Source organism: Petrotoga mexicana DSM 14811, from assembly GCF_002895565.1.
GTDB lineage: Bacteria > Thermotogota > Thermotogae > Petrotogales > Petrotogaceae > Petrotoga > Petrotoga mexicana.
This window is the reverse complement of the sequence record NZ_AZRN01000001.1, coordinates 13,874-31,142: the sequence shown is the minus strand read 5'-3', so window position 1 is coordinate 31,142 and position 17,269 is coordinate 13,874. Positions and strand designations below refer to the sequence as shown.

Sequence of the window (17,269 nt, the reverse complement as noted above, 5' to 3'; positions counted from 1 at the left end):
AAGACAATTATAGGAAAGACAAAAAAAAGAATTTCTCCTAACCATCTATCAAATGAAGCGGTAATTAGAGCTAATAAAAAATAAATCAAATACATCATATATTATCACTTCTCTTTTTAATAAGGAAAAAAGTACACTAAAAAATCATCAATCACCACAGGGTTGAAAAGATAAAGGTCTCCATATTTAGAAACAATCTCACCTGATAAAAGTATACCCTCTTTTTCTACGGTTTTTACATAAGCAGGAAGATCTATCTTTAGGTATTCTTCCATTACAACTTTATAATTATCAGGTATTTCGACCAATAAATTGCCTTTATCTTCTTTTATTAAAACATCTACAACACCTATTTTTCCAAAAAATTGTTGGTTCCCCCAACCTAATTTTCTCACCACTACTCTATCTGAGAATGTATTTTCAACAAAACCCAAAAGATTCCCATCCGTAGAAACAGCTAAATAACCTTTTTCTAAATTACCTTCATTGCTCGTTAAAACGTTAAAAGAACGATTAGTTTCATTTAAAATTATACCTCGAGGGATCGTTAAATCTATATTTTCACTACTTTTACTTTCAATTATATACAGAGGCTCTTTTTTGAGTTCATCTAAGATACTAGAAATTTTTTCAGCGCTTACATTCCTTTCCGAAATTTTAGAATGAAACAGTGAAAAAACCATATCAAACGAGTATGTTAGCGGATCTAAAATACCACCTAAGTTCTCAAAAGTATTAAATAATATTGAAATAAAGATCAAAATTACTAAAAATAATATCCCAAAATATCTCATATTAAGCTTTTTGAGATATACTTTTTATAAGATTAATCTTGTCAATAACCATTCCAGCCCCTCTAGCCACACAAGTTATTGGATCATCCGCTATTACAACTCTTATCAACGTTTCTTTTTCTAGCAACTCCTTTATACCTTTAATCATCGCTCCTCCACCAGCTAAAAATATACCTCTATTAACGATATCATACAAAAGTTCAGGTGGAGTTTCTTCAATGGCCAATTTAATATTTTCAACTATCTTGGAAACAGGGACTCGCATTGCATTTCTTATCTCTGAGCCTGTGATCGTAACACTCTTTGGAAGTCCAGATAGAACGTCTAAGCCTATCACTTCCATACTTAAATCACTGTATTGGGGGCTATCAAAAACATTACCAATCTCAATTTTTATCCTCTCAGCGGTTTTTTCTCCTATTACCATATTGTATTTTGATTTTATGTGATTGATAATTTCTTGATCGATCAGATCTCCCGCTACCCTTATAGATTTGGATAATACAATATTTCCTAATGAAATTACAGCTATTTCTGTGGTACCTCCACCTATATCTACAATCATATTACCGGATGGTTCTTCTACATCTAAACCAGCGCCAATAGCCGTTGCCATAGCTTCTTCAATTAAAAAAGCTTTACTAGAACCGGCATCCAAAGCAGCTTCTCTCAGAGCATTTCTTTCTACTTGAGTTGCATCTGTAGGTATTCCCACAACTACAGATGGTTTAAAAAAGCTAAAACCATTCAATGCTGTGTTTATAAAGTACTTAAGCATAGTCATAGCGACATTATAATCTGCTATTACACCCTCTTTTAGTGGTCTAACGGCGATTATATTAGCAGGTGTTTTTCCAATCATTTTCTTAGCTTCTTTTCCTACTTTAAGCAATTCTGACGTTTCTTTATTGATAGCTATAACGGAAGGTTCATTTAGAATTATCCCTTTACCTTTCATATAAACTAAGGTGTTTGCTGTTCCCAAATCGATACCAAGATAAGGCCTCAAATACGATCGCATTATATAAAAGTCCTCCTTAAAAGTATATTATGCTCCCCACCCATTTTGTTTAGAATATTCCTAATCAGCTAACTAATAATTAGTATAACACAAACAACTCATTATTGATGTTGTGGAAACATAAATGTAAATTCTCGTAATTGACAAATATAAAATAAAAATTTATAATATTAACCGACTTGTTTAATTAACTGTGCATTTTTGATAGTTTATTGGAGGAACCTTGAATGCAAATAGGTGAAAAGATAAAAAGTCTTAGAATAATGAGAAACATGACCCAAGAGGAACTCGCAACTAGATCTGATTTAACAAGAGGTTTTATTTCCCAAGTTGAAAGGGATTTAGCTTCCCCAACTGTTGAAAATTTGGAAATGATACTAAGAGCCTTAGGAACAGATTTGAAAGATTTTTTTTCAAATCTTGAAAATAAGGAAAAGATTGTTTTCACAAAAGAAGATCGAATACCTATATATGATACACCAAAAGGAGTTAAAGAAGAACTTCTTTTAACAACGTCGGAACCAAAAAATATAGAACCTTCTTTAGTGGTTTTGCAACCAGGTTGTTCGACTGATATCGAAAAACCCCATGAAGGTGTGGAATTGGGATATGTGATCGAAGGAGAGATAGAGTTATACCTCAACAAAGAAGTTTATCTAGTACGTAAAGAGGAAACTTTTTTTTATTCAGCCAATAAGAAACATTTCATAAAAAATAAAAGTACTTCAAAAACAGCAACTCTAATATGGATAGAAATATTTTAAAGGAGGATTGAGAGATGGCAAAATCCCTAGGAAGACATTTAATATCAGAATTATACGATTGCGATGAAGAGATACTAAACGATGTTCAACAAATAGAATATTTAATGAAAAAAGCAGCCATTGAATCGGGGGCAACAATAGTTACTTCTACATTTCATAGATTCTTACCACATGGGGTAAGTGGAGCAATAATTGTTTCTGAATCTCATTTGGCAATACACACTTGGCCTGAATATAATTATGCTTCTTTAGATATATATACTTGTGGAGATTCTGTCGATCCATGGAAAGCTTTTTACTATTTGAAAGATGCTTTAAATTCAAAAAGACAGGAGAGTCAGGAATTTAAACGAGGAGTCTTTTCTACTATTGGAATTCCTGAAAATTCGTCGCATAAAGTTGAGGTGAGTTGATGGCTGAAAATAATTATACCTTTCCACATACTATTTTTACCGAGTACGATAAAGCACATAATGTGGGAGTCTTTACAGAAACAACTAATCATATTTATACCGAGCAAACAGAATATCAAAGAATAGATATATACGAAACACCCGCGTTTGGAAAACTATTCTCGTTAGATGGAGTCATTATGACGAGAGATTCAGATGAATTTGTTTATCATGAAATGATCTCACACGTTCCTTTGTTCATACATCCTAATCCCAAGAAGGTTTTGATAATCGGTGGAGGGGATGGAGGAACTGTCAGAGAAGTATTGAAACATGATTCAGTAGAGAAAGTTGTTCTTTGTGAATTGGATAAAAAGGTTGTAGAAGCTGCTTTAAAGTATTTACCTAACATTTCTTATGAGTTAAAAAATCCAAAGGTGGAATTGGTTTATGAAGATGGGAGTAAATTCGTTTCTCAATTTAAATATGAATTCGACGTTATATTGATTGATTCCACAGATCCCACCGAAGGTGAAGGAGGACTGCTTTTCACCGAAAAGTTTTATCAAAATTGTTTTGAAGCCTTGAATGAAAACGGAGTTTTTTCCGCACAAACCGAGGAGCCTTTTTTAAAGAAAGAATGGATGGTAAGAGCGTATAGGAGAATCAGCAATACCTTCAATATAGCACGATTGTATATGGGTTATGTACCTCAATATATGCCGGGTACGTGGACATGGACGTTTGCCTCAAAAAATTTGGATCCAATAAAAGATTTTGACCCTGAAAAAGTTAAAGAGTTTAATAAAGAACTTAAATACTACGATGAAGAAGTACATGTTGCATCTTTTTCTCTACCTGTTTTTGTAAAAAAATTAATTAGTGAATTCAGTAAATAATGACGGACAATTGTCCGTCTATTTTTCTAAAACAATCAAACTACGTATATATTTGTCTTATTATATATTTTTTCTAGTTCTGAATAGACGAATTCGATCATTTTACTTTTTAATTCCTCAGGGTAGGTGGATACACCATTTGTGGTTTGATAAGGAAAAAATGCAATCGGGGATTTAAAAAACTTTTTAAATCTTTTTAGATAGTCAACTGGAATTCTAAATACTCCTAGTGTAATTGCGTTAATCTTTTTTAGGTTAATTTTTTTAGATATCGAGTTAATAAACTCCTTGTATTTCTCTTGCCAATTTTCTCCGATATAAAGTATAGGATCCAACGCTAAATTGACTTTCCACCCTTTTTGTAGCAATTGAGATATAGCCATTAACCTTCTTTCTAAAGAGGGGGTGTTTTTTTCATATTTTTCTATTGCTTCCTGTGGGGATATGCTCCATGTAATGATCAAATTTTCTAATGGAGAGTAATTCAGGAATTTTTTATAATTGGTTGATTTAGTGCGGATTTCTATAGTTATTAGAGGGTTTGCCTCAGCAAACTCTATCCATTCTTTTAAAAATGGATAGATTCCTTCAAAAAGAAGGATGTCTGAATCATATGATATACTTAGATAAATTTTTCCTTGACCCCGTTCGGGGCGTTCTTTAATCTCGTTTATCAATCTGCTTAATTCATGAAAGTAATCTGAGAGATTAACAAAGAATAAAATGTGGGAAGAGAAGTTCATGCCTTTCAAATAACAGTAATCGCAATCGAATAGACAATTAACTATGAAATTTGTGTAGTAGAAATTTTGTTGTTCAAAATCATGGCACAAAGGTGACCCTTTATAGATAAAATCACCCTTGTTAACTGCCAGAATCAGAGACGGTGAGAGCTTTTGTAGAAAAGGGTTTTGGTTTTTCCTGGAGAATATTTCATTGTAATTATCAATATAGACTATCTTACTTTTGTTGAGTTTGCTTGTAATTTCATTGGTTAGTGGATAATTTAAGGCATCTTTTTCGATGTAGATGTGTGAGAAAGTTTCATTTGTATAGTTTTGTTTTGAGATCTTCAAAAATCGCATCCCTTTCTTTTTTACTTTTCGGAATGTAGTTAAAATATTCTTCTAAGAATAAAGGGCTTACTTTTTTATTCGATTTGAAATATGCATATGCATTTTCAAGTTGTTTGGTCTGTGAGAACGTTAGTTTCAAAGTAATAGATATCTTTTTTATAATTTCTTCGTCTTGTTGTTGAAGAATAGGTTGAAATAACTTTAGTAGAGAACTCACCAATTTTGTGAAAGAAAAAATTTCTTCTAATTTATCGTAAATCAACTCATCTATATATTTGTTAGTCAGTCTTTCTAATGGTTGATTTTTACTCACTTTATCAGAGACTATTTTTAGCACATATACCTGATGCACAGACAAAAATTTTGAAGCAATTTCAAAAAAAGCCGATGATTCCATATCGACTAGATCTTCTTCAAATTCATAATTGCTGTGGAGAGTATCTATACTTTGTATAGAGCCTTCTTTTAGGTTGTGTTTGACTAAGATATCCGTATAGTACTTTCTTTTTTTCTCATAATCTACTACTTTATTAACTAAAACTAGATCGCCTACATTAAATTTGTTATTTAAACTACCGCATATTCCTAAATTTATTGCATAATCACTATGGTTAAGATCCTTTAAGGTATCTTTCAATAAATAAGATGTAGCTCCGGCTGCATTGATTTTTCCTACCCCTGATATTACAAGATGAGCTTCTTCGTTTTGATAAGTCTCAAAAGGTCTATCTGTTGTTTTTTTTAAATTTAAATATTTTATTATCGCTCGTGCTTCAATGCCCATTGCAGAGATTATATAAAGCATGTAATTCCCTCAGAACAGTTTCTTTTCTCTCAAATTGGCTTTTTCTTTTTGCTGGGTCAGACTTTCCACCTCGCCACCTTCGAGAGAAAAAGTGATTTCGTACGATCCATCGATCAGTAAAAATATATTCACTTTTAATTCATCTACATACTTTTTTAGAATCTCAAATTCTAGCTTTTGGTCTGAAGAAAATTTGAAGTGTATTTTATCGTTTTCAATTTCTGGATTTGAATAAAGCAAAGCGAAGTATATCGCCATGTTGGACTTCTTTTCATGTGGGTCACTGAAGTAATCAAGGATTTTCTTCATAATTGGGTGTTGAGTTTCGTTGGGAACGGATTCTGTGGCTACTTGTTTTCTATTTGGAGTTTTTTTATTTTCATGGGGCAAAGGCACGGAAGTAGTTGAATTTTTGTACATGAAATCTAAGATCTCCACATCGAAAATCAACCTTTTATTTTCACTGTATTTTAAATCTTTAAGTATATTGTTGAAGGCACCCATTAGTTGAATTAAGTTATCTTTTTTATTAGTAATTAGTGATTCAAATATGTATTCTATGGCCTGCTCCAAAAGAATTTCTGGGTCTTTTCCTAAATTGAACAGATCTTCAGATTGTGCCAAAAATTCATCTGTTTTTGAATTGGAAACATTTTCTATGAATTGAACAATAAAATTTTCGTCAAATAAACCTAATATGTCGAGGGTGTCTTGGTGGGTGATCTTCATCTCTCCAAATTTTTCTACTTGTTCCAACATAGATATGGCATCTCTCATCCCACCTTTTGCCCTTTTAGCTATGATTTGCAGGGCATCTAACTCATATTCTATTCCTTCAGAGCTTGCTATATTTTTTAACCCTTCTACTATTTCATTCTGACCTAAATTTTTGAAGTTTATAATTTGAGCCCTAGAAATGATGGTATCAGGGACTTTTTCCAAATTTGTAGTTGCTAAAATAAAAATAACATGTGAAGGTGGTTCTTCTAACGTTTTTAATAGCGCGTTGAATGCTTCTCTTGTCAACATATGAAATTCATCGATTATATATACTTTGTATTTCCCATAGACTGGTCTGTAATTGGAGGAGTCCCTGATGTTTCTAATTTCGTCTATTCCTCTATTCGAAGCCGCATCCATTTCTATTACATCCAAAAAACTGTTATTGTTTATAGAAACACAGTTCTCGCATTTGTTGCATGGATTGTACCCTTGAGGATCCTTGCAATTTAATACTTTGGCAAGTATCCTGGCGGTAGTGGTTTTTCCGGTGCCCCGCGGACCCGAGAAAATATATGCATGAGAGACCTCTTGCTTGTTTAAAGCGTTTTTAAAGTATTTTACTACATGAGGTTGTCCTAAAATTTCATCAAAATCTAAAGGCCTGTATTTTCTGTATAAATTGTTGTTCATGAAATTCCCTCCGAATTGCCGATAAAATTTAAATTGTACACCTTGTTTTTTATTAATGATAAAACGTCTTCTTGATTATGCTCCAATACTTCAAATATGAAATAAACTTCGTCTGAAAAATTTTGCTCTATTATTTTGAAGTTATTCTGTTTTTGAATGAGATTTTGTATGAAGGAAAAATTACTGTAGTCACATTTTGCCTCGTAAATAAATGTCTTCTCGTAGGTGACTACTTTAGAGGCTTTAACAACTTCTTCAGCAGTTTTAGAATACGCATCTATTAAACCCCGAATCCCTAATTTCACTCCTCCAAAATACCTCGTAACTACTATCGCCACGTTTGATAGACCAAATTTTTCTATTACCCCGTAAATAGGCTTACCCGCGGTGCCAGATGGTTCGTTGTTATCAGAATAATTAGCGATTCCCCTTCCTTTCTCATGCACCTTATAAGCCCAACAGTTGTGTGTGGCGTTATTATATCTTTGAGAAATCTCTTTTATAAATTTTTGTGCTTCATCAACCGAGTTGACCTTGGCGATATTTCCAATAAATTTTGATCTTTCTACCGTATATGTAACTTCGATAGGATCTTTTATGGATTTATAATTCAAGATAAATCTTTACCTTCCCTTCAAAATCATCGGTTAGGTTAAATTTATGAGCTGCATTTGATTGATTGGCAGAAATCTCATAAAATCCTGAGCTATCAATATGTAACAATAATTCACCTTTCTTTACTTCAGCGTAGTTATTAACGACTCTTGCTGTGTTTTTTGCTCCGTTTATTTCAACTGTTACCTTTTTGCCTAGATCTAAATGCTCAAGATAGTTGGAAGATAAGTTAGTTTCTATATTCCCAAAATCATCTGAATATAAATAATCACATATTACTTTGTTGCCTTCAATGATAGGTTTTTGTACTTCGAAAGTTACTAATTTTTCAGTTTTTGGTCCAAAATGATCGATATTGATACCTTTAGAAATGTATGCAGTCACTGGTGCAAATATATCACGCCCATGAAATGTTGATGAATAATCGGTTTTATAGAAAAATCTCTTGTCGGCTAACTCAACAGATTCTTCAACTCCGAACTCTTGGATCACCAAAGTAAATAAACCGTTATCTGGACCAACAAAATAATAGTTGTATTTTGACGTTTTCAAAGCGATCGGTTTCCTAGGGCTACCTACGGTTGGATCAACAACACACAAAAAGACGGTACCTTCTTCAAAATCTCGACAAGCCCTGAAAATTAGAGCTGCATACTTCTTTATATTAAAATGTCCTGCACTATGTGTGATATCAATTATATCAGCATTTTTATTTATTCTTTTTATAACGGATTTACACACGGAGACATAATATGAAGAAAGTCCCCAATCCGTTAAAAAGGCTATAACATTCATCGAATTAAACCCTCCTAAACCTCCCCTATGTTTCTTGCGTGGCTTGAATTAGCAACAATGATGCCACACAGAAAACAATTCCAAAACCTAACAATATTAAGATTTCAAAACTTAGATCACTTAAGCCATACCCTAATACCGTTATTTTTCTCCAGCCATCTAAAGAGTATTTAACAGGAAATAGGTTTGCTGTCTTTTCAAGAATACTTCCTGTAGGTATTGGGATCAAAACACCACCAAAGACCAACATCCCTCCTATCATTGCCGTTACAAGGAAAGAGGCAGCACGAGCCGTTTTTAAAAAAGAAGATAAAAACAAACCAAAAGAGGTGAAAGAGAATACAGATACTAAAACGAGTAAGATTAAATTCCATGGATTACCTTGGGATTGAACGCCAAAAATTCTGAACATATACCACGAGAACATCCCTGCAACGAAGCCTATTATTATGTACGATATTATTTTTGATAAAATGAATTCCCGCGTTTTTAATCCGTTTGATATGTATAGATCCAGTAATCCAACTTCTCTAGCTTGACCGATAGAAGAGGCTATTCCTATCATAGATAACAAGAGGATTACAACCACCGCTACGATGGGAGCAAACATATCATTAATCCCTAAATTTGTGGTGGGAGAAACAACCAAAGAACCATCTGAGGCGTTAGGAATAAGCATTTTTATCTCTGGTTTGGGCCTCGTTTCATCGATTCCAATACCTCCTTGAAGTAAGAATTCCGTAGTGGAGCCCACTTTTATTTCGGGTATCCCTGCAAGCTCATCAAAAACAGCTTTAAATCCGGTATAGACCATCATACTATTCTGAATTTTGTGAGGATTTGGTATTATGTACAAAACCGTTTGCTTGCGATCAACTAAATCTTGCGTAAAACCTTTTGGAATGATCAGTATTGAATCATAGTTTGCTTCTTTAATTAGTTGATTTAATTGTTCCTCATTTTTAATTTCAATGGTGTTCTCAAAATTCAAAAATTGTTTTATCAAAATAAAACCTAAATTACCTAAAAGACTGTTATCTTCATTGTATAAAGCTAATTGGAAATCTTGCGCCATATCAGTAGGATAGAATGAAGAGCCAAAATAGGCTAAAATAATAGGTATTATAACACTTAAGATTAATACTCCTCGATTTCTAAGTACTTTTTTTATCTCATACCATGACATCTTCAAAACTTTCATTGTCTATCGCCCCATTTCTTCTAAATGCTCGGATATTTTAAGTATGATGCTTGGTGATTCGTAAAAAGTTAAGGACTCATCCCCCACTAAAAGATATAATCCGTAGGTGTTTATATACGGTTTATGCATCGTGCTCATATTACTTGGCCAGATGAACATATCTCTTATTTTGGGATAGTACAACTCTTGTTTCTTTTGTAATTTGAACATGCCGAAATCATCTATTTCGTTATAATCAATAAACCTCGTATAATACCCACTTCCCAACTTAGTGTTGAAAGCTATACCTTTGTCTGAAAAACCAAATGCGGCAGTGGATAAATTTGTTAATTGATCAATATTTCTAATCTGTCCCATTCCAAAAAAACATATTTCAAAATCCCAATTTTCTTTAGAGTGACCTGTTTCTTTTATATAATCTTTCAAATCGTCAACTATCTTTTCATCTCTTGAGGCAACGAAAATCAAAACCGCTGCCAAAGAGATATATAAAAATATCGGCATATTTGATAGCCCAATTATATTCATAAAAAGTTGTGAGATTAATAAGAGTGCCCCTTCTGTGATGAATGGTTTTGATCCCCTCTTTTTAAGAATAAAATATGAAATAATTAAACCTATAGAAGATATTCCAAAAAAGTACCATCCTTTTATGAAAAATTGTATTAAGGGGATTAGTCCAAAAAAAATAGAAACTAACCGATACATATATTTTACCTCCTACTTTCCAACGCAGAACGTGGAAAAGATTTTATCCAGTAATTGTTCAGTATAATTTTCGCCAGAGAGTTCATAGATCTTTTCAAGTGCTTTTCTTATGTCGTACATAATTACATCGTTAGAAAAACCTTTCTCTAGCGAATTGATGGCGTTTAAAACGGACTCTTTAGATGATTCTAAGGTCATCTTTTGCCTTTGGTTAGTTAGAGTTGGCTCTTCTATGTTGACCTTTTCAAAAAACTTTTCATATATCTTATCTTCCAAAGTTTTAATCTCTCCGTTCTTTGCAGAAATTATAACAAAATCATTTTGATTTTTTTGTTTCAAAGAAAGATAATTGCTCTCTTTAAAATTAGGAGAATCGGATTTATTCAATACAATTATAACAATTTTATCTCCCAATTCATTTAATTTAGTATAAATTATTTCATCTTCCTGTGTAAAAGGGGTTGTGCCATCCAAGACAAACAAGATTAGATGAGAGTTCTTTATGGAATTTATGGTCCTTTCTATTCCAACCCTTTCCAACGTGTCTTCTGTGTATCGTATTCCGGCTGTATCTATAAGTTTTAAGTATATACCGTTTATGTTCAGATTTTCTTCTATAGTATCCCTAGTTGTCCCAGGAATGTCTGTTACAATTGCTCTATCTTTTCTCAAAAAGGCGTTTAACAAGGTGCTTTTCCCGGAGTTCGGTTTTCCTACTATAACTGTTCTAACACCTTCAACGGCTATAATACCATTGTCAGCTTCTTTTAGTAGTTGATCCATACTATTTACGATATGAACTAATTTGTTTTTCAAATTGTGATCTTCAAATTCTATGTCATCTGGATAATCCATTTCTACCTCGATCTGGGCAGAGATATTTAGCAAACTGTTTTTTATGTTATTGATTTTTTCAGAAAGAGCATTTTTAAGTTGATTAAAAGACGCTTTTAAAGAGATTTCAGTCTCTGAAGTAATCACATTGTTTACAGCTTCTGCTTTTATGAGATCCATCTTACCGTTTAAAACAGCACGTTTTGTAAACTCTCCAGGTAAAGCTTGTCTTGCCCCATATTTTATAATTGTATTGAATACAGCATAAGTGATAAGTTTACCACCATGGCAAAATATTTCAAGCATATCCTCTCCTGTATAAGAGTGAGGTTGTGAATGGTATACCCAGGTAATCTCATCGACTTTTTCTCCTTCTTTATTGTAAAGCCAACCATAGTACATCTTCTTAGGGGTATATTTTTTTCTTTTTAATGCTTGATCTATTATGTTTTTAACGTGATTGCCCGAAATTCTTACCACCCCTATAGCTCCCGTGCCAATTGGAGATGAAATGGCAACTATTGTATCATTCAACATCTTTGTCACCTCTTATGAAAAAACCTTTTCCATGTATTTCATATGGTCTTTTGGCCCATAACTAATGAGCTCTTTCGTTTCTGGATAAAAAGTAATCTTTCTTGAATATTTATTGTATTTTTCAATGACAGGATTTACATCATTTTCGAATTTAAAAGATATGTATGTGTCTCCTATTTCTATCTCTTTAATTCCTTCCATATTAGCTTTAACTTTTATCAGAGCGTACTGAAATAATCTTTCTACTTCTTCTGGAAGTTTACCGTATTTATCGCGTATTTCAGACCTTATATCCTCAACATCATCAACTGTTTTAGCCACCGATATTCTTCTATATATTCTCATTCTTTCAATAGAATTAGAGATATATGATTCTGGAATAACTATGGAACCTTTTATACCTTTTATTTCTGTATAGGTTTGAGGTTTTTGAATTTCTTCTTCCTTGTTAATTCCATATTCGAATAAAATTTTATTCAACATCTCATGGTATAGATGGTACCCTATCGCATTAATATGACCTTTTTGCTCTATTCCCAATATATCCCCGTATCCACGAATTTCTAAATCTCTCAAAGCAAGCTTTAATCCACTTCCTGGTTCATTGTACTGTTTGATCGCTTCCAGCCTTTTTTTGGTTTGAGGGGTGACTTCTTTTTTAAAAAGAAAGTAGACAAAAGCTCTTCTGTTAGATCTTCCAACTCTTCCTTTAATTTGATATAACTGAGAGATTCCATATCTTTCTGGATCGTCTAGGATAAGGGTATTAACATTGGGTATATCTATCCCATTTTCTATTATTGTTGTTGAAAGAAGTAGATCGATATTTCCATCGTACAACTCGTTAATAGATTTTATGAATTCCTTTTTTGGTGTTCCACCATGTACCATTGTTATCTTAACTTCTGGAACAAGGTTTTGTAATTTTTTGTACAGTTCATTCAATTCTTGCACTCTGTTGTGAATATAGATCGTTTGTCCGCCTCTAGATTTCTCTCTCAAAATAGCCGTACGTACTAACTTATCTGAATATTTCCCAATAAATGTTTGAATAGGTAACCTACCTACAGGCGGCGTCGATATCGTGGATATGTCCCTTAAACCGCTAATCGACATGTATAGGGTTCTAGGTATAGGAGTGGCACTCATCATAAGGAAGTTTACTCCCTCGCTTAACTTTTTGAATTTTTCTTTTTGAAGTACTCCAAATCTTTGTTCTTCGTCTACTATCACTAACCCAAGGTTTTTTACCTGCAGTAAATCTGATAATAAAGCGTGCGTCCCTATTACTATATCTACTTGGCCTTTTTTTATGCTTTCAAAAAGATCTTTCTTTTCTTTTGGTGTTTTATGACGAGTAACTAAAGCTATCTTAATTCCAAAAGGGTCCATTCTTTGTTTGAAATTTTCGTAATGCTGTTTAGCGAGTATCGTTGTTGGAGCTAATAGTAGCACTTGATAATTCGAAACAACCGTTCTGAAAGCTGCTCTCATAGCAACTTCAGTTTTACCAAATCCAGAATCACCTGACAACAATCTGTCCATTGGTTTTTCACTTTCAAGATCTTTCATAACCTCGCTGATACTCTTTTCTTGGTCAGGTGTTTCAACGTAAGGAAAGGTTTCTTTGAATTTTTCTTCCAATTCAGAATCTCCGAATAGTTGTATCCCTCGTTGATTTTCTCTTAATGCATAGATTTTTTGAAGTTCTTTGATCTTTAGTTTAATTTCTTCTTTTACCTTTTGCTTCGTATTTTTCCACCTTTTGCTGTTCAAAGAAGATATTTTAACTGATTCAGGGTCTCCGATGTATTTAGATAGTTTGTCTAACCTACCTACTGGGACGTATACCCTTGAATTATCTGAATATTCTAATGTTACAAACTCTCTCAAACCCAAAGGGGTCTCAACTTTGTTAACGCCGTGATATATTCCTATTCCATAATCTTCGTGTACCACCAAGTCCCCTTCATTTAGATCTTCCCAATCAAGAAGGGGTATATATTCCAACCTTTTGTCTTCCTTTTTGGGTTTGATAAAATAAATCTTTTCTAAGGTAAGTTTTACTTCATCGTATTTTATTTTGTTCAAAATTTCAAGGTTATGTCCTGAAAACATTTTATATATTTTTCGTTTTAGTTCGGTGTCACACATTTCATAATTTTCTTTTTCTTTTTCCGAGTAAGATTTTATGATTTCTTCTTTGTTTATTAAATAAATATCTCTGTCTTCATTTAGATAACTTAATATTGTATTTTTATCTTTGTAAAAGATTCCTGGGAGAGTGTTGAATTGATCAAGAGTTAGTAGCTCTTTCCCATTTGCTTCATTAATATATTTTTTTAACCTCTCCTCGTAAATTTTTAAGTTGTTGCCAAATTTCAGGATTTCAGATCCGGGAATTATCTCTACTTCATTTAAATTTTCAATCGATCTTTGAGAATATGTATCGAAAAGAGATATTCTATCTATTTCATCATCCCATAATTCTATTCTTACAGGTTGTTCGTAAATTGGAATAAAAAAGTCCCTTACAAAACCTCTTTTAGAATATTCTCCAGGACTAGTTACCTCTTCAGAAAGGTTGTATCCTAAGTTGTAAGGAACATTAGATTCAAGATCGAACGTATCTCCAACTTTGATCTTTTTGCTTACAAATTCATTTTTAGGTAAGGTGTACTTTATTAAAGATGAAAAAGTAGTTAAAATAGTAGCGCTCTTTTTCGTTAATAAGGCATATAATGTTTTCATCCTATTTGCTTTGATGTTTGGAGAGATATCCAAATTTTCAAATGGAAATATGTCAAAATCCGGATAAATGAAAATCTCTCCATCCTCATCGAAATCTTGGAGATATCCATCCGGTAAAACTAAAATTTTCTGTTTGTTGACTTTTTTTATCGAGTCTAGAAAATTTACAAGTTCTTTTCTAATCAATTCAACATTACCTCCTGATAAACTTCAAATACTTCTTATTGTTCTCAGAATCAAAAAAAGCGGCACAATCAAAATAGTCAGTAATGTCTGCTTCATTATTTTTGAGAAAGCATATTAATTTTTCACCTTTCCAATAATAATTTATCTCTTCTGCTATAGGAACTTTAACATAAAAGCCTAGGAATGATAGTTTTATCTTTTGTAATTTTTTTGATGATGCAATCTCTTGTGCCAACTGTAGAATGTATTCCTTCGAAACAGGTCTTTTTAAAACTTTTCTAATTGGTTTAACTACTATTTTTTGAGGCACACTTTCTTTAATATTAAATTCTATCATTTTTGTCGTATTTAGAATTGTATTCGTTGACATTAGCACGTTTATTAAACTAACCCCTATCTTAATTTCACTATCCTTTATATTTATACCAGACAAAGAAGAACTTTTAATTATATTAATCTTAATAAAATCCAAATTAATTATTTTTTTTGGTAAAAGTTGGTCTGTTTCTTCAATAAAGGTAATTCCCTCTTCAGTCGAAGGGAGTTCTGTTATCTTTACTAACTCGTTGATATTAACGGTCTTTATTTTTAGGTTTTGGGTTTTTGAAGGTAGAAGTTGAAAATTTATATTCTGAAAAAGTACGAAATTTATAGGGGTATCAAATGAAAGGTTAACTTGGTTGATAGTTATTTTTCTTTTGAGGAACATATATACACCAAAGCCTCTTTTAAACGAGTAAATGGTTCAAAGATATCAAAAATTTCTATGTAGGATTTGATTTTCTTCAAAGTAAGAGAATCTAGCACTTTCGAAGAATAAAATCTTAGGCTAGAATTTTGATTCATGGGAATTATACCCTCTTTTTCTTTAACCTCAAAGCCTTTATCACTGCTTACTTCCATTATATACATTATAACTTTGTCAATATCGATATAATTTATTAGATCACTGTCGTCCGTTAGTATTAAGTCCACGTTGTGAGGCGAGTATAATTCTCCATTACTGAGTATTTGAAAGGCTAAATAATTTTTTAGGTTCGATCCATAAATTATTTTTTGGATTTTGGAAGGTTTTATTGGTTCTGTGTATTTAAAGGAAACAGGGATTCCATTTTCATTGAGAATCAATAATCCACCTGAAAACATTTCGTCTTCTGATTTGTATATTGTAAAATAACCTAACATAAATTTTTATTTCTCCTTTCATACCTGGACGTTAAGGGGGTTCCCCTTAAAAACCCCAAATCAAGTTCAAAATCATTTAAAAACATAGTTTGCACACTACGGCAAACAGAGCTCCGCCCTTTGACCCTTTTAAAAACAGACTCTTCTTTTGGCAACTTAATTGTTTATAGGATTTTCCTGTAAGCTGTGCTTAGTCTTTATTAGCGCCCCTTCGCCCCGCAGCCCGCCCATAAGGATAAAGAAGTTTCTGACCTTTTAACCCTTTCCTACACATAAGGATAGATACTTATAACCTTAAATCCAAAAGTTTACCTCTGTATTCATCTACCACATGCCTCTTTACAATGTCTTTGTTTTCATTACTTAAAGACCTCTGAGAGGAAATCCCAGTGGATGATTTATTATCAACATTTTTCTTTTCAACTTGGCCTTTATTTTTTATCCTTTTTTGTAGGTTTTGAGAATATTCACTCGCTTGTTTAACTAGTAACATATTTTTGGCTGCATCGTAAGAATGAGATATTGCTTGCACATTATTTGCAACATCTATAGATTTGGTTACCAATATTTGTAATTCGTGAAGTGAAGCCATATTTATTCACTTCCTTGAATCATTTTTTTTAATTTAACCAATATTACTGAATGTAACTGAGAAACCCGTGATTCACTTATTTCTAAAACATTTCCAATTTCTTTAAAGGTTAAACCTTCGTTGTAATAAAGGGAGAGTATCAGTTTTTCTCTTTCTTCTAGTTTCTCGATACTTTCTTTTAATTTGTCATGTAAGATATCTTTATAAGCAAGTATTTCAGGGTCGTTTTCTTCCTGTATATATTCAAGCCAGTTCTCTTCTTCGCTGTTTAAAAAATATTCATCCAACTGAAGGATCTGCCTTTTACTCAAGGAGAACTTTATCTTGTCAACATCATTTTTTTCAATATGAAGTTTTTCTGCTACTGAATTATCGTCTATGTACTCATTATCTTTACATTCATAAATCAAATCTTCGTACTTTTTTACTAAACTCCTTATCTCTTTTGGAAGCCAATCTATCCTCCTTAGATAATCATACATAGAACCTTTTATCCTTTTTAAAGCATAGGTGTAAAAAGAAGTGCCTTTCTCCGGGTTGTATCTCTTATATGATTGAAGTAATCCTATAATCCCCTCCTGAATCAAATCCTCCACGTCTATATTTTTAGGTAAAGTGGTTTTTAAATTTAAAGCTATAATCTTTATTTTCGGCAAAAATTCCATTACCAATTGTTCTTCATTAATTTTGTATTTCATTCA

At 32.5% G+C, this 17,269-nt stretch carries 18 protein-coding genes; 3 read left to right on the top strand and 15 right to left on the bottom strand.

What is annotated here, in order from left to right:
- Window positions 1-116: 116 nt before the first annotated feature.
- Both X927_RS00165 and mreB read right to left on the bottom strand, forming a co-directional pair.
- Window positions 117-794: a hypothetical protein gene (locus X927_RS00165; protein ID WP_103076105.1), complete on the bottom strand. Its 678-nt coding sequence runs from the start codon at window positions 792-794 to the stop codon at window positions 117-119.
- A gap of 1 nt (window position 795) precedes the next feature.
- Complete coding sequence (mreB, locus tag X927_RS00160; RefSeq protein ID WP_103076104.1) at window positions 796-1,815, bottom strand: rod shape-determining protein; 1,020 nt, start codon at window positions 1,813-1,815, stop codon at window positions 796-798.
- 227 nt (window positions 1,816-2,042) lie between these two features.
- Between mreB and X927_RS00155 the strand changes: the two genes are divergently transcribed.
- Genes X927_RS00155 through speE form a run of 3 tightly spaced genes read left to right on the top strand, consistent with a single transcriptional unit; the run spans window position 2,043 to window position 3,870 of the window.
- Window positions 2,043-2,579, top strand: coding sequence for a helix-turn-helix domain-containing protein (locus X927_RS00155; protein ID WP_103076103.1), 537 nt, complete (start codon window positions 2,043-2,045; stop codon window positions 2,577-2,579).
- A 14-nt stretch (window positions 2,580-2,593) separates the two neighbouring features.
- Window positions 2,594-2,992, top strand: a complete 399-nt coding sequence (gene speD / locus X927_RS00150) for an adenosylmethionine decarboxylase (protein WP_103076102.1) — start codon at window positions 2,594-2,596, stop codon at window positions 2,990-2,992.
- On the top strand, window positions 2,992-3,870 hold the full coding sequence (speE, locus tag X927_RS00145) for a polyamine aminopropyltransferase (protein WP_103076101.1): 879 nt from the start codon (window positions 2,992-2,994) through the stop codon (window positions 3,868-3,870). Before speD ends, speE begins: the two co-directional genes overlap by 1 nt.
- Window positions 3,871-3,905: 35 nt before the next feature.
- On the opposite strand, the gene X927_RS00140 is transcribed toward speE, so the two are convergent.
- From X927_RS00140 to X927_RS00080, 13 genes are all read right to left on the bottom strand, one after another.
- Complete coding sequence (locus X927_RS00140; protein WP_211287781.1) at window positions 3,906-4,946, bottom strand: SPL family radical SAM protein; 1,041 nt, start codon at window positions 4,944-4,946, stop codon at window positions 3,906-3,908.
- Window positions 4,915-5,751, bottom strand: coding sequence for a 5'-methylthioadenosine/S-adenosylhomocysteine nucleosidase family protein (locus X927_RS00135; protein WP_103076099.1), 837 nt, complete (start codon window positions 5,749-5,751; stop codon window positions 4,915-4,917). Before X927_RS00135 ends, X927_RS00140 begins: the two co-directional genes overlap by 32 nt.
- 9 nt (window positions 5,752-5,760) lie before the next feature.
- On the bottom strand, window positions 5,761-7,164 hold the full coding sequence (gene dnaX / locus X927_RS00130; protein WP_103076098.1) for a DNA polymerase III subunit gamma/tau: 1,404 nt from the start codon (window positions 7,162-7,164) through the stop codon (window positions 5,761-5,763).
- The gene (locus X927_RS00125) at window positions 7,161-7,778 is read right to left on the bottom strand and encodes an IMPACT family protein (protein ID WP_103076097.1); all 618 of its coding nucleotides are present in this window, start codon (window positions 7,776-7,778) and stop codon (window positions 7,161-7,163) included. The genes dnaX and X927_RS00125 overlap by 4 nt, the downstream gene beginning before the upstream one ends.
- Window positions 7,768-8,574 (bottom strand): SAM hydrolase/SAM-dependent halogenase family protein, encoded by an 807-nt coding sequence (locus X927_RS00120; RefSeq protein WP_103076096.1) that lies wholly within the window; start codon window positions 8,572-8,574, stop codon window positions 7,768-7,770. The genes X927_RS00125 and X927_RS00120 overlap by 11 nt, the downstream gene beginning before the upstream one ends.
- 25 nt (window positions 8,575-8,599) lie before the next feature.
- On the bottom strand, window positions 8,600-9,775 hold the full coding sequence (locus X927_RS00115) for an ABC transporter permease (RefSeq protein WP_103076095.1): 1,176 nt from the start codon (window positions 9,773-9,775) through the stop codon (window positions 8,600-8,602).
- Between the two features lie 3 nt (window positions 9,776-9,778).
- Window positions 9,779-10,483 (bottom strand): hypothetical protein, encoded by a 705-nt coding sequence (locus X927_RS00110; protein ID WP_103076094.1) that lies wholly within the window; start codon window positions 10,481-10,483, stop codon window positions 9,779-9,781.
- Window positions 10,484-10,495: 12 nt separating this feature from the next.
- Window positions 10,496-11,854 carry a tRNA uridine-5-carboxymethylaminomethyl(34) synthesis GTPase MnmE gene (mnmE, locus tag X927_RS00105; protein WP_103076093.1) on the bottom strand — a complete coding sequence of 453 codons (1,359 nt, stop codon included), beginning with the start codon at window positions 11,852-11,854 and terminating at the stop codon, window positions 10,496-10,498.
- 12 nt (window positions 11,855-11,866) lie between these two features.
- Complete coding sequence (locus tag X927_RS00100; protein WP_103076092.1) at window positions 11,867-14,791, bottom strand: DEAD/DEAH box helicase; 2,925 nt, start codon at window positions 14,789-14,791, stop codon at window positions 11,867-11,869.
- Window positions 14,792-14,798: 7 nt separating this feature from the next.
- The gene (locus X927_RS00095; RefSeq protein ID WP_103076091.1) at window positions 14,799-15,500 is read right to left on the bottom strand and encodes a hypothetical protein; all 702 of its coding nucleotides are present in this window, start codon (window positions 15,498-15,500) and stop codon (window positions 14,799-14,801) included.
- Window positions 15,479-15,976 (bottom strand): hypothetical protein, encoded by a 498-nt coding sequence (locus X927_RS00090; protein ID WP_103076090.1) that lies wholly within the window; start codon window positions 15,974-15,976, stop codon window positions 15,479-15,481. The genes X927_RS00095 and X927_RS00090 overlap by 22 nt, the downstream gene beginning before the upstream one ends.
- 286 nt (window positions 15,977-16,262) lie before the next feature.
- Window positions 16,263-16,568: a hypothetical protein gene (locus X927_RS00085; RefSeq protein WP_103076089.1), complete on the bottom strand. Its 306-nt coding sequence runs from the start codon at window positions 16,566-16,568 to the stop codon at window positions 16,263-16,265.
- 2 nt (window positions 16,569-16,570) lie between these two features.
- The gene (locus tag X927_RS00080) at window positions 16,571-17,266 is read right to left on the bottom strand and encodes a sigma-70 family RNA polymerase sigma factor (protein WP_103076088.1); all 696 of its coding nucleotides are present in this window, start codon (window positions 17,264-17,266) and stop codon (window positions 16,571-16,573) included.
- Window positions 17,267-17,269: the final 3 nt, after the last annotated feature.

Excerpts from the sequence above, each read along its gene's own strand:
- X927_RS00165 (WP_103076105.1), bottom strand. The coding sequence starts at position 794 with ATGAGATATTTTGGGATATTATTTTTAGTAATTTTGATCTTTATTTCA.
- mreB (WP_103076104.1), bottom strand. The coding sequence starts at position 1,815 with ATGCGATCGTATTTGAGGCCTTATCTTGGTATCGATTTGGGAACAGCA.
- X927_RS00155 (WP_103076103.1), top strand. The coding sequence starts at position 2,043 with ATGCAAATAGGTGAAAAGATAAAAAGTCTTAGAATAATGAGAAACATG.
- speD (WP_103076102.1), top strand. The coding sequence starts at position 2,594 with ATGGCAAAATCCCTAGGAAGACATTTAATATCAGAATTATACGATTGC.
- speE (WP_103076101.1), top strand. The coding sequence starts at position 2,992 with ATGGCTGAAAATAATTATACCTTTCCACATACTATTTTTACCGAGTAC.
- X927_RS00135 (WP_103076099.1), bottom strand. The coding sequence starts at position 5,751 with ATGCTTTATATAATCTCTGCAATGGGCATTGAAGCACGAGCGATAATA.
- dnaX (WP_103076098.1), bottom strand. The coding sequence starts at position 7,164 with ATGAACAACAATTTATACAGAAAATACAGGCCTTTAGATTTTGATGAA.
- X927_RS00120 (WP_103076096.1), bottom strand. The coding sequence starts at position 8,574 with ATGAATGTTATAGCCTTTTTAACGGATTGGGGACTTTCTTCATATTAT.
- X927_RS00115 (WP_103076095.1), bottom strand. The coding sequence starts at position 9,775 with ATGAAAGTTTTGAAGATGTCATGGTATGAGATAAAAAAAGTACTTAGA.
- X927_RS00110 (WP_103076094.1), bottom strand. The coding sequence starts at position 10,483 with ATGTATCGGTTAGTTTCTATTTTTTTTGGACTAATCCCCTTAATACAA.
- mnmE (WP_103076093.1), bottom strand. The coding sequence starts at position 11,854 with ATGTTGAATGATACAATAGTTGCCATTTCATCTCCAATTGGCACGGGA.
- X927_RS00095 (WP_103076091.1), bottom strand. The coding sequence starts at position 15,500 with ATGTTCCTCAAAAGAAAAATAACTATCAACCAAGTTAACCTTTCATTT.
- X927_RS00090 (WP_103076090.1), bottom strand. The coding sequence starts at position 15,976 with ATGTTAGGTTATTTTACAATATACAAATCAGAAGACGAAATGTTTTCA.
- X927_RS00085 (WP_103076089.1), bottom strand. The coding sequence starts at position 16,568 with ATGGCTTCACTTCACGAATTACAAATATTGGTAACCAAATCTATAGAT.
- X927_RS00080 (WP_103076088.1), bottom strand. The coding sequence starts at position 17,266 with ATGAAATACAAAATTAATGAAGAACAATTGGTAATGGAATTTTTGCCG.